A 12,637-nucleotide genomic window follows, 5' to 3' on the forward strand; every position below is an offset into this window, starting at 1 on the left:
ATGGGCCGCCTGTTCTGGAAGTTCTTCCTTTGCATCCTGCTGGCCCAGGTGGCCGCCACCATCGGTATCGGCGGCGCGTTCTGGCTGCGCGACCAGTCCCGCAGCCGCGCCGCCGAACTCGATACCGGGCCACCGGCCTTCGTCGCCCTCGACGCCGCCGCCGCCACGCTCAAGCACGGCGGCATGCCGGCGCTGCGCGGCATGGTCAGCGAAATGAAGCGCCCGCAGATCTTCTTGCTCGACCCGCGCCGGCGCGAGCTGCTGGGGCGCCCGGTCCCACCTGAACTGCTGGCCGAGGTCGACCGCAAGCTGGCCTCGGGCGAGCCGCTGCGCGGCATCCGGTATCTCACCGGCCCCGGAGGCGTACGCTATCTCGCATTCGTGCAGCGTCCCAACCTGAGGATGGGCATGGCGGCGCGCGTCGCCACCTCACCTGCCCTGGTGAGCACGGGCGGCCGGCCGCCGCATGGTTTCGGGCCCGGTGGTTTCAGCCGCACGGTCGGGCAGGTCTTCGGCATCGTCGCCGGCACCCTCGCCAGCCTGCTGTTTGCCGCCCTCCTCGCCTGGTATTTTTCGCGCCCGATCCGCGCATTGCGCAGCGCCTTCGAGGCAGCTTCCGCCGGCGACCTGGCCCCGCGCTTTACCGGCAAGGGACGCGGCGGCGCACGTGGCGGCGACGAGCTGAGCGACCTGGGACGGGATTTCGACCGCATGAGCGCGCAGTTGCGGGCCTTGATGGACGGCCAGCGCCGCCTGCTGCACGACGTGTCGCACGAACTGCGTTCGCCGCTGGCGCGCCTGCAGGCGGCGGTGGGCCTGGCCCACCAGCAGCCGGAGAAGATCGCCTCCTCGCTCGACCGCATCGAGCGCGAGAGCATGCGCATGGACAAACTGGTGGGCGGCCTGCTGACCCTGTCGCGCCTGGAAGCGACGCCGGCCATCGCGCAGCGCGAACAGGTCGACCTGGCCGAACTGATGGACGAGATCGTGGCGGATGCGCGCTTCGAGAATGGCAGCGGCCTGCCGGGCGATGCGTCGCCGAGCGTGAACGTCGAGGCGCCCGGCCCCGTAATCGTCCAGGGCGATCCGGACTTGTTGTGGAGCGCACTGGAGAACATCGTGCGCAATGCGATCCGCCATGGCGGCAGCGGCGGCAAGGTCAGGGCGGTGCTGCGCAGCGACGGACGGTCGGCGCAGATCGAGGTGCTCGACCGTGGCCCCGGCATCGCCCCGGCCGACCTGGCCTCGGTGTTCGAGCCTTTCTTCCGCTCCAACCCGGGCGCCAACGTCGACGGTCACGGACTCGGCCTGGCGATCGCCCAGCGCGTGGTGCTGGCCCATGGCGGCCAGATTCGCGCGGCCAACCGCGACGGCGGCGGGCTGCAAGTCACGGTGAGCCTGCCCCTGGAGGCTTGATACCTCAACGGCCGTACCAGTAGCGCGGGTGGCTGGCGCGGTATTCGGTCAGCTCTATGGAGCTGCCAAAGCTGATCGTCACCGCGCCGGCTTCGTCGGTGCGGATGCGGCGGATCCCGCGTGCGCGATAACGCTCATATACCTCACGCTTCGGATGGCGGTAGCGGTTCCTGTACCCGACCTGGAAGATGCCGATGCCGGGATTGACGGCCGCAAGGAAGCCGGTCGTCGACGATGTGCCGCTGCCGTGGTGCGGGGCCAGCAGCACGTCGGCACGCAGCGACGCTGGCCGCTGTTGCACCAGCTGCGCTTCCTGGGCTGCCTCGATATCCCCGGCCAGCACGATGGCTTTTCCGCTCGCGCTGACGCGCAGCACGCAGCTGCGTGCATTCGCCTTCAGGCCCGCGTCCGCATACGAGCCGGGCGCGGGACCGAGCATCTCGAAGCGCACCCCGTCCCAGCTCCATTCCTGGCCTGCCGTACAGCGCGTGTGGCTGCGCGCCTCCTGCACCACGGGATGTGCGGCCGCCAGCGAAGAATGGACGCTTGCCACTTCCATTCCCTGCAACAGGGTGCGCGCGCCGCCGGCATGGTCGGTATCGCTGTGCGAGACCACCAGCGCATCGAGCGCACGGATGCCGCGCCCGCGCAGGTAAGGCAGGATGATGCGGCCCGCGGCGTCGGCGCCGGGCGCGTACTGCGGGCCGGCGTCGTACAGCAGCCGGTGCCCGTTCGTCTCCACCAGCAGCGCCATGCCCTGGCCGACGTCGAAGGCGGTCACGGTGAAGCTGCCGCCGTCGGGCGTGGTCGACAGCTGGGTGAGCATCGGCGCCCAGGCGGCCAATCCGGCCCACCGGTGCGGCCAGCCGAGCGGCGCCAGCATCCACGCGGTGCCGGCCAGGGCGAGGGCCAGGATCCAGGGCTGGGGCGCGGGCGCGCTCCACACCGCAAGCGGGCCGGCGGCCAGCCAGGCCATGGCGTGCGCCAGCCAGTCGACCAGCAGGTGCGCCAGCCCCAGCACCCATCCCGCCAGCGGCGCGGGCAGCAGCGCGCCTGCCAGCGCCAGCGGGGTGACCACCAGGCTGACGACCGGGATCGCCACTGCATTGGCCAGCGGGCTGACGATCGACACCTGCGAAAACAGGAACAGCGTCAGCGGCACCAGGCCGACCGTGACGGCATACTGGGTCTGGGCAGCCATGCGCAGGCTGCGGCGCCAGCCTTTCGCAGGCTGCACGCGTCCGAGGTTCGCGTACAGGATGACGGCTACCGCGCCGAACGATAGCCAGAAGCCGGCCGACAGCACGGCCCACGGGTCGATGATCACGACGACCGCAAGCGCGAGGCACAGCACCTGCGACAGCGTGGCGATACGACCGGTCCAGAGCGCAAACGCGACGGCGGCCAGCATGTAGAAGGTGCGCTGGGCCGGCACGCCGAAGCCTGCCAGCAGCACGTACAGCAGCGCGGCCAGTGCGCCCGCCACGGCGGCGGCTTTCTGCGCCGGCAGGACCAGCGGCAGCGCGGCGCCGTCGACGAAGAAGGAGCGGCGCCACAGCGCCGACACCGCCCACGCCGCCAGGCCGGCCACCATGGTCACGTGCAGCCCGGAGATCGAGACCAGGTGGCTGATTCCGGTGCGGTTGAAGACGTCCCAGTCCGACTGGTCGATGCCGCGCTGGTCGCCAATGACCAGCGCCACGATGACGCCCGCATAGCGCTTGCCTTCCAGCTCGGTCCCGATATGGCGGCGCAGAGCTGCGCGGGCCCGCTCGACCAAATGGCCAACGGATGGTACGAAGCCGTCGAGGCGCCGGTTGGCGCTGCCAGCGGGCCGCACGTAGCCGGTCGCTCGCACGCCCTGTTCCAGCAGCCAGGCTTCGTAGTCGAAGCCGTGCGGATTGGCGTTGCCGTGCGGGCGCTGGAGCCGCACCACCAGGCGCCAGCGCTCGCCGGGTTCGACCTGCGCCGCCCCGGCCGGACCCGTCATACGGCCGTACCATGACAGCGCAATGCGCTGGGGGATCGTGGCTTCCGGCGTGAGCACCCGTTCGACCTCGAAATTGAAGCGCGTGCCGCCGTCGAACTCGTGCGGCAGGCTGGCGACCGTGCCGACCACGACGATGTCCTTGCCTTCGAGCTCGCGCGGCAGCGCGTCGGCGAGCGCGAGGCTTGCGATGAATGCGGCCCAGGTCGCGCCGAGGAGCGCGGCGGCAAGCAGGTTTATGATGCGGCCACGGAGCGCGAATAGCAGGACGGCGATCGCGGCTGCCGCGAGGATCGTCCTGGGTGCCGGAAGTTCGGGGGCTATCTGGAGCAGACAGGCGCCGGTCAGGAATGTTAGGGAGGCGCTGCGCATTAGCGGCTGGCTGAACGGTCGCTGCCTACCGGTCTAGCCCTCTCCCGCGCTGGGCTGACGGGCGCTCGCCCTGGCCAATATCCTGAGGTCTTGCTGCGTGCAATCGAATGCTGGAGGTGATCTTGTCCCACAGGCCAAGTGCGGTGCATTAACTCTCCTGAAAATCGGTGGAACGGAGCAGGCACTTGTCGAATCCCCGTTCCGTCAAGGCTTGCACACAGCCCCGGCGTCATGCTTTAAGCGCTACCGCGCTCCGAAGCTTCTGCAATTCGAACAAGGCGCCATTCGCCGCGACGCTGGACCGACTTGGGCGAGTTGGAAGAGCGTCCAAAGACACCCGGTGGGAGGGCAAACATAGCAGGTGGGAGTAGAACGCCTTGGGCACCAACGTGTACCGTCCAGCGCATGCGACTCCTCGCAACGCCACCAGCCGCTCGCTGGGCACGGAAGTCCGGTAGAAGCAAAACTTCCAAGGGGCACGTGCCTGCCCTCTTGGAAGCCGGGGCCATTGCAGTCGCTGACTGTGCCGCGAAGGGGAAAGCGGAGGCGCCAGCGGCAGTGGGGGCATTAGACGTTGAAGCGTCCGCTTGTCGACCGGTGTCCAGTATATTCGGGACTTCGATTCCAGGCTCGGTTGCACCCCTCGCAATTTCTCCCAGATGGTCTGTGAAGGCAGCAGCAAGGCTTGCGGCATCACCTCTCCCTTATTGATGTACTGTCGCTGGCCGCCCAGTACGCCGATTCCGTTACCACCCTCGCCGCAAAGCCACCAGCCGCTTTCAGGGCACAGATCTCCGGCCCGATAAGCCACAGGTGCCCCCAGGGCGGGCATCACGCCGTGGATTACGCCAGCGAGCTTGGTCGGAATACGTTTTGCGCACGCTCTGGCTACCAGTCCCCCCATCGAATGCGTAACGAGGATAAGCTTTGAGCACTGCCGCTTCGCATTCGTCCATGAATCAATAATTTGATGAATGCGCTTTTCCAGCATTTCCGCTGACGTTTTACAGTCTTGCAACCAGCTGGAGCTTTTGTCCCGCCATGTATGTTCACGAAACAGGCGCACTGCCTTCGACACAGGCTCTAGCGACTGCGACAACGTACGGTTGTTTTCATGAACACGTAATCCTGCCGTGAGGCTCACGGCCAGTGTATTTGGAAGGTGCAGGCTGATCATGCGGTTTTTCCCCGGGCGCTACGACTGGCTCAATGATGTTGAGGAGGAAACAAGTTGGAAGTCATCATTTTGGTCAGCGATGAGCTTCGGTGGAGGGCTGCAGCTGCAGACACAAAGACCGTCGCTCAGCGCATATTCCTTACCTTTAAAACTGTCTGACAAACGCGGCCCTGTTCACCTGATGACCCCTTGAGTTCCGCAGGCTGGGCAGTCCACCGGATCCCCATCCCGTGCAAGTGCAGAACCGCTCATGAGGCTGAAATCGCTGGAGGCACGGACGACGCTGTCGGCAGTGGTCACCGCTCCCACCTTGATGTAATAACGCCGGTAACTCATCGCAGCCTTATCGTTAGCGAAATCTGGAATCTAACCGAGCTGGTCAGGCGAACATTGCAGCGGCACAATCGCTTTTGGTCGTAGAGCTATGCTCCCCGAGTTGGTGGAGTAGTTGTACCCTTTCCGGACGCCTGGCCGTCGGGATAACGTTGTTCTGCCTCGTCAGCGAGCCGGACCAGCCGCCATTCGCCGCGGCGATGGATCGATTTTGGCGCGTTGGTCGAGCCGCCGAAAACTCCAGGCGGGACAGCAAATGTCGCAGACGGTAGCAAGCTGCCTTGGGCAAACCAGCGGGTTCCGTCCAACGCGTGGGATTGTTCGCATCGCCACCAGCCACTTGCTGGGCACGGCGCCCCCGTGACAGAAAAACTGCCAACGGAGACGTGGTTTTGCTCGTTCACATTGCTGCTGCGGTTCGCGACGGCCGTCGTTGTGGGGGCAAGAGGCAAAGCTAGCGGCAAAGGCGGTGGCACACGCTTTTGGACACGCTTATCGACAAGCTTCCAGAATGTTCGGTTCTTCGCTTCAAAGCTAGCCTGGATGCCGCGCACCTGGTCCCACAGGGAACGGGGCGGAAGTAGCAGTGCCTGGGGCATCAGATCCTCCTTCTTGATGTATTGTCGTTGACCGCCCAGAACGCCGATACCATTGCCCCCGTCACCACAGAGCCACCAGCCGCTTTCAGGGCAGCGTTCGCCTGCTGAAGCGTATGTGCCGAGCGGTGTAGTCGGCGCTTCAACTCGGCTACTCGCCGCAGGTTCAGCCGACCGCAGGCGAATACTGGACGAAATCTTGTCCCACAAACCGAGTGCGGCTCCGTCCGATAGCGAGGATGGAACCGGTTTTCCATTGCCGTTCCCGGTACTCATTCTGAATACAACGTGTGGGACAAAGACGTTGTCTTCGGTGCCACTTACCTCCCACCAGAAACTGTGGCCACGTGCTTCATTTTCCTCGACCACCAGCTCCACCAGTTCTTCCCCATCGAGGCCGCCAATCTCCCGGGGCGCCGCCCGTAATCTCGTGATACGCATCCGCTCAGCCATCGACAGCCCTTCGTCTGACGCCTCATTCCTTGCCAGGACGCCAAGCGTCTCGGGTTTCCCTCCGGCCGAAACAATGAACATGAACTCGACATCCGGATGATTTGGCAGCCGGAGGAACATCATGATTTGTTCGCGCTGATCGGCGGTGAGTGGATCCCGAACATAGACGCGATCCATGCAGAATCCTGGTTCGGTAGGAATACGGTTCTCTGGGTTCGCTACAAGCTGATTAACCAGCCTGGGCAGATCCTCGATTAAGTCGGGGTTCCTGTCTTCAAAGAACAGGTCGATGCTAATGCCATGGCCGTGCACCAGGGCTTCCGCCGTGATGCCTTCATCGCGATAGCGCTCCACCCCACCCAGACCGTTGCCCTGAGTTCCTTCTTCGAGCGTCCGGCTATGTATAAAGATCGTTCCAACTAGACCATTGCTGGTCCTGACCTCCCTTGCCGACTCCATATTCGTACTGCCACCAAGGTAGTCCGGCTTAGCCTTGATTTGCGCCTCACGGTCTGCAGCACGCTTCTGAAATTCCTCTTCGGTTTCATTGAACGACGCAATATTGAAGCCATCGATACGCGCTTGCCTTAGTTCAATCTCCGCCTCTTCCGGCACGTCAATCAAGAACCTGCCGACACATACTGTTTTCATTTTGTCGGTCATTCGAGCTACCTCGTGTTGGTCTCGCCGGTTTTCTTCGCGTTTATCCAATGCTTTGCCCACCGCCCATGTGGCGACTAATCCCACGCACAGCGCTCCGGCCAGCATTCTTGCCGGCTTGCTCCGGAGCCAATTCTTCACGAGATCTCCTGGACAATCTTGGTGATCAATCGGAGCGTTAACATGAGCATGTGCTCATTGTTATACGATCCTTGGTGGTTGTAGCCCGCCGTCGCAAACACTTGTTTTACTTTACCTCCCGGCCCAGCGCCGGATTGATGCGGTACTGTCCCGTCGCCTCGTGCATCCTGCTGATCAGGCGCGAAACGAAGCTCGGTCTTTCCCTCGACGAGCACGCGCCGCTGCCCTGTTTCAGACTGACCGATATATCGCGCGGCGGTGAGATTCGCCGGTGTGAGTGCCGTTGCCGAACCAGTCTGCTGAAGGGCGACCCACCGTAACATCCCGTATGTGAGCTGCTCTTTATCGTCGCAATAGAAAGCATAAGTATTAGGGTGGTAGTAGTCCCCAAGTGTTCTGTGGAACGTCTCGGCAGTATTGGCTGCCTTCTTAATTGCAGACACCACGCCGCCTCGCTTACTATTGACATATTTGCCAGCCGGATCGGCAAGTTCCGGATTAATCAAGCGAAACCAGAATTTCATGTCACGGTACAAATCGTAGGGATTCTGCAGGTTCGCATTGGGAAAGGACAGCGCGTCATATATCTTGGGCTGGTATCCATATGCCGCATCCTTCCCAACATGATTCGTTGCTTGCGATCCGCCGACAAACCTGAATACACGGACGTGTAACCAAGGTTGCGGATATAGATGATTCGGCAAAAGCTCGAGCGCACCGGGCGATATCGCTAGAACAGGCGTCGTTTTATCAGCGCTGTTCCCCAAGATCATTGCCACCCTGGAGTCTGCAAACTTCTTGAGAGGGGAGCCATTCGGGGAAAAAGGCTCCGTTCCGCATGCAAGCCTGCGATAGGCAACGGGCGCGCCCAGTGCCGGCATGACGCCATGGATCACACCAGCAATTTTGTCTGGAATGCGCTTGGCACACGCTCTGGCAACCAATCCTCCCATCGAATGCGTTACCAGGATAACTTTGGAACACTGCCGCTTTGCTCCCTTCCACGATGCGATGATTTGAAGAATGCGCTTCTCCAGGAGCTCCGCCGACGTCTTACAGTCGTTTAACCAACAATATCCAGCCGCGTACACTGGGAAATAGTACTGAGCGTGCTTCACGAGGTGGTCTTCCGTTAGCGGCGCGAACTGGCGCAGCCCCCATCGCTGAGGGTCACAGGCCATCACGTCCTTCCAATGCTGTTGGACGAAGCGCTTCTTGCCCTGCTCGTCAAACCCGAACGTCTGATTCAGGCGAGTCTGCAGGCCATAGAGAAGTCCGCCGTATGAGTCCGCATGCACTTCGCCCCACCCGCGTTCCCGCAGCTCACGCTCAGTCAGAACATAACCGTCCTCGGACTCCGGTATGACGACAGGTCCGCCGGGGTCCACTTCCAGAGTGGCAGAGTCAAACAGCAGCTGGCGCTCTCGCGGCGTGTACTTGTCCCAGATTTTGGCGGCCTTGAGCCCCTCGCTGTCGCCGTTAGGAGGACGCCATACAGGCAGGCCGGGGCCGACGATCTGGTTGCGCTCGTCTTCTACTCGGCCCAAGCGTGGTTTTTGCTTGGCCCTCAGATTCGTACCCATGATGCCAGGTACAACGATGACGGGAACGATCTTATTTGGGGGTACAAGCCCTAGCCCCCGCAACGTGTACTCTACCGACGACATGAACGAATTTACTTGCCACCCGCCGTGCGACAACGGAATAAGCGATGGGAGTGGTCTGGTCGATTCACTCATGACGGCATAGCCTCTTCAGTGAAGTTATGGAAGAAGTTCGAAGCGAACGGGGCCCAAGGTGTCGCTCTGGACCAGCGCCGTGCGCCCATGCTCGTCGCTAGTTCCTTCGACAGTCCTGCCGTCTTCTAAGTGCGCGATGTATCGTTGACCGGGAATAGGTTCGCGTGTTTGTAAGTGCCGTAATACAAGACGTTCGTCTGTATTCAGTTTTCCAAAGACAAGATCGAGTTCCGACGGATCTGCGCCGGCCGGCGCAACGTGCACGACCGTCCTCGCCTTGATGACGTGTTCGTCGGTACTCCGTTGGGTAATCTTCCCATCGCCCCATTCAGTTTGGGCACCCTTGGACACGATCCGGACGAGGGGTGCTTCGATATGAATCGCCTCGGAAGATATCAAGCTGATCCTCTTCGATGACTTGACCTCGACGGCACCCTGGTGCGCCTGAACCAGAATATTGCCACTGCCGGCGACAAGCTTGATGCCAAGCGACTGCGCAAAGGCGCTGATGCCGCGTGCTGCGCGCAAGAACAGACTCCCGCCAGCGGTCGTTTGCGCATTCCCGCCGCTCACCACATCGACCTCGCTTTCGGAGCCGATCGCGACATTGGCTGGACTGGCCATCATGATACCGGCAGGCGCAGATATGGCGACCATCGGCTCGCCTCCGCTTTCGCCCGGGGCAAGGTTCGAACCTCCATCCCAGCGTTTCAGCTTGTCGGACAACTCTGCGAGCCGGCGCGAGCTTCCCTCGTCACCGGTATGCTGGTTCGCCATCTTTGTCATTTCATCGACGACGCTGTGAAGAAGCTCAGCAATACTTACGAGTCCGCTACGCGATAACTGGGTTCCCTCGTCGACCGCTGAAGGTTCGGCTGTTACGAGGACCCCTTTCCGACCGCGGATCGACAGGGCTTGTTCGGTGCGCAGTTCCGCACCCTCGCCGCGCGGCGCGCCGCTTCCGTTGGCCCTTGGCTGGGTTAGCCAGCCCAGGTTCAGCTGCGTCGCGCCATGGTCGCTCGACAGCTGCGCGCTGATCTCCCCACGGGTGTCATCGAAACGGAGCTGGTTCCCGCGCTGGCCGCCGATCTCACGAGTCCTCGTGCCCGCGAGACAGCGGTTCGCCGGCAGGCCGCCGCTCGTACTGAGTGCGGGCGGTTCGCCGCGTTGATTGAAGACCTGGGAAAGGATTACCGGACGGTCGGGATCGCCGCCCAGGAAGGCCACGAGAACCTCCGTGCCGACTCGGGGCAGCTCGAGTGTTCCACACTGCTGCTTCGAGCCGGGACCGGCTCCGGCCCAGCTCGACGATACCCGCACCCAGGCCGAGTCGGCCGGGGTGTCGGATACGCCGGCGCCATGCGCATGCTTGTGGTCGGCCGTGCGCATGCCCGGGAAGCGGACTTTCACGCGCCCCAGCGCGTCGCAGTGGACTTCTTCGCCCGGGGGGCCGGTGACGATGGCGCTTTGCAGCTCGGGATGCGGCAGGTCGGCACGGGGGTCGAAGGCCGGCACCAGCGGGATGCCGCGGCGGACGGCGTCGAAGCGCATGCGCACCCGCACGCCGTCTCCGGCGACAGGATGCTCGTTCGGCGCAAGCATGGCGCGGTCGGGGCTGTAGGGCCCCATCAGGCGGCGTACCCGCGCCGACAAATCAGCCGGCAGGTTGTTCTCGGCTTCCATCCAGACGGCGGTGACGACGAAGTCGCGTTCGGCTTCCGGGTGGGTGTCGATCTCGGGGTGGCCGGTGAGGGTGAAGTATTCGCCGGCGCACAGGTCGCGCACGCTGCCTTCGCCGTGGAAGCACTTGGTGTCGAATTCGTGCCGGTTCATGCGCACCTGCCCCAGGCGCCAGTGGTCTTCGACGTCGTTGCCGGCGTGCGGGATCTCGACCAGGTAGTCGTCGAGCGTGGCGGCCAGCGCATTGCCGCTGCGGCCCTGGTCGGCCATACCGCGCGCGGTGGTGGTCATGAACTGGACACCCAGCGGGTTGCGGTAGTCCCAGCTGTGGCGCGTGATGCTGCCCGGCTGCAGGCGACGCGCGGCGCACCAGGACACCACGGTGTCGCGCTGTTCGGTGGCGTCGTCGCGGTGGTAGCGCACGCTGCCGGCGGCGCTGCGCGGCAGCGAGGCGCCGTCGGAGAACAGCAGCAGGGTATGGACCGGGGTGTCGTCCGACTCGCTGTCGGCGGCGCCGGCGCGGGCGCGGCCGGGGCGGAAGGTCCAGGCGATGCCGCGCCGCTTGAGCAGGCGCCTGACAAACGCGGCGTCGGACTCGTTGTATTGCATGGTCTGTTCGCGCGGCGGGAACTGGCGCATGTCGAACAGCGGGTCGAGTTCGTAGTCGAAGGCGCTGGCCATGACGCTGTTGGATTGGCGCCACTCGTCGAACAATACCTGCACGATCTCGAGCTCGTTCTGGTAGCGGAACACGCGGCTGTTGACGCGCTTTTCCATGATGGCCAGCGCGTCGCGCAGCACCAGCTGGTAGACCGCCAGGCCGCCGTCATGGTCGCCGGCGCGGGCCTCGGCCACGATGCCGCAGATGCTGCGCAGCTGGCCGCGGTCGGTCACCATCTGGAGTTCGGCGGGCAGCGCGATGAGTTCCTTGAGCGGGAGGCGTGGCGTATCGGCCACGCAGGTGATGACGTACTCGAAGCCGCCGCAGACGGATTCGTGCCCCTGCACGCGCTGGGGCAGCAGCAATTCGTCGGCGAGATGGTCCGCATGGCCCAGGCGCAGCCGGATCGGCCGGTGGGCCGTCGTCAGCGATTTCTCGTGCCTGAGCATCCGCAGGAATTCACTCGCACTGTCCAAGTCCGTCTCCCTGTTTTCGTGGCCGCGGTCGCAGCGAAGAATGCATATTGGCAGAACGGCAGGGCCACAGCCTTGCGGCCCATCATTAGCAAAAATGAACTAAGCGGAGAAGCGACGGTCGGCCCCGGTCGGGGCAGCCGCTTAGCTGGCCAGGTAGGCTGCCAGGCGCGGAATCGCGGCCAGCGAATTGCGGTGGACGGCCTCGCGCAGCTCGGCTTCGCCAATGCCTCGCAGTTCCGCCAGGGCGGTCCCGATGCGCGGCAGCTGGTCGGGGGTATTCCGGCCCGGGTGGATCCAGCTCGGGGCGATGTCCGGCGAGTCGGTCTCGAGCACGATGGATGACAAAGGCAGCTCGGTGGCGAGGCGGCGGATCTGGAGCGCCCGGGTAAAGGTCATGGCGCCGCCGAAGCCCAGGTGCAGGCCCAGGCCGATGAAGGCCTGCGCCTGCTGGAAGCTGCCGTTGAAGGCGTGGGCGATGCCGCCAGGTGGGCGGATCTGGCGCAGGTGCTTGAGCACCTGGTCTTGCGAGCGCCGCACGTGGGTCATCACGGGCAAATCGAAGTCGCGCGCGATCCGCAACTGGGCGCGGAAGAAGCGCTCCTGCTTCTCGCGCATGGCCGGTTCGCACAGCAGCGGGATAAAGTAGTCCAGCCCGATTTCGCCGATGCCGACGAAATTGGGGTCGTCCAGCGCCGTCTCCACCGCGGCGCGCAGTACGTCGAGATCTTCGTCCTGGGCCTGGGGCACGCAAATCGGGTGGATGCCGAGCGCATAGGTGACGTTCGGCGCCCTGGCAGCGAGGGCGGCCACCGCACCGAAATTGCCGCGTTCGACCGCCATCGCCATGATCACCGACACCCCTGCCGCTGCCGCCCGCGCCGCCACATCCAGCGATTGCGCGCCGAATTCGTGGGCATCGAGGTGGCAGTGGGTGTCGATCCACATG

7 protein-coding genes are annotated in these 12,637 nt (G+C 63.9%); 1 reads left to right on the plus strand and 6 read right to left on the minus strand.

Features of this window, described 5'->3' with window-relative positions:
• Positions 1-1,416, plus strand: coding sequence for a HAMP domain-containing sensor histidine kinase (locus tag HGB41_RS20885; protein ID WP_171088118.1), 1,416 nt, complete (start codon positions 1-3; stop codon positions 1,414-1,416).
• A 4-nt stretch (positions 1,417-1,420) separates the two neighbouring features.
• Here the strand turns inward: HGB41_RS20885 and HGB41_RS20890 are convergent, their stop codons facing one another.
• From HGB41_RS20890 to HGB41_RS20915, 6 genes are all read right to left on the minus strand, one after another.
• Positions 1,421-3,775 carry a DNA internalization-related competence protein ComEC/Rec2 gene (locus HGB41_RS20890; protein WP_171088120.1) on the minus strand — a complete coding sequence of 785 codons (2,355 nt, stop codon included), beginning with the start codon at positions 3,773-3,775 and terminating at the stop codon, positions 1,421-1,423.
• Between the two features lie 229 nt (positions 3,776-4,004).
• Positions 4,005-4,952 carry a PGAP1-like alpha/beta domain-containing protein gene (locus HGB41_RS20895; protein ID WP_171088122.1) on the minus strand — a complete coding sequence of 316 codons (948 nt, stop codon included), beginning with the start codon at positions 4,950-4,952 and terminating at the stop codon, positions 4,005-4,007.
• A gap of 422 nt (positions 4,953-5,374) precedes the next feature.
• Positions 5,375-7,135 carry a T6SS immunity protein Tli4 family protein gene (locus tag HGB41_RS20900; RefSeq protein WP_171088124.1) on the minus strand — a complete coding sequence of 587 codons (1,761 nt, stop codon included), beginning with the start codon at positions 7,133-7,135 and terminating at the stop codon, positions 5,375-5,377.
• Complete coding sequence (locus tag HGB41_RS20905; RefSeq protein WP_229423153.1) at positions 7,132-8,718, minus strand: PGAP1-like alpha/beta domain-containing protein; 1,587 nt, start codon at positions 8,716-8,718, stop codon at positions 7,132-7,134. Before HGB41_RS20905 ends, HGB41_RS20900 begins: the two co-directional genes overlap by 4 nt.
• Before the next feature lie 180 nt (positions 8,719-8,898).
• On the minus strand, positions 8,899-11,691 hold the full coding sequence (locus HGB41_RS20910; RefSeq protein ID WP_171088128.1) for a type VI secretion system Vgr family protein: 2,793 nt from the start codon (positions 11,689-11,691) through the stop codon (positions 8,899-8,901).
• Between the two features lie 141 nt (positions 11,692-11,832).
• Positions 11,833-12,636 carry a TatD family hydrolase gene (locus HGB41_RS20915; RefSeq protein ID WP_171088130.1) on the minus strand — a complete coding sequence of 268 codons (804 nt, stop codon included), beginning with the start codon at positions 12,634-12,636 and terminating at the stop codon, positions 11,833-11,835.
• Position 12,637: the final 1 nt, after the last annotated feature.

It is taken from the genome of Telluria aromaticivorans, from assembly GCF_013003915.1.
Lineage (GTDB): Bacteria > Pseudomonadota > Gammaproteobacteria > Burkholderiales > Burkholderiaceae_D > Telluria > Telluria aromaticivorans.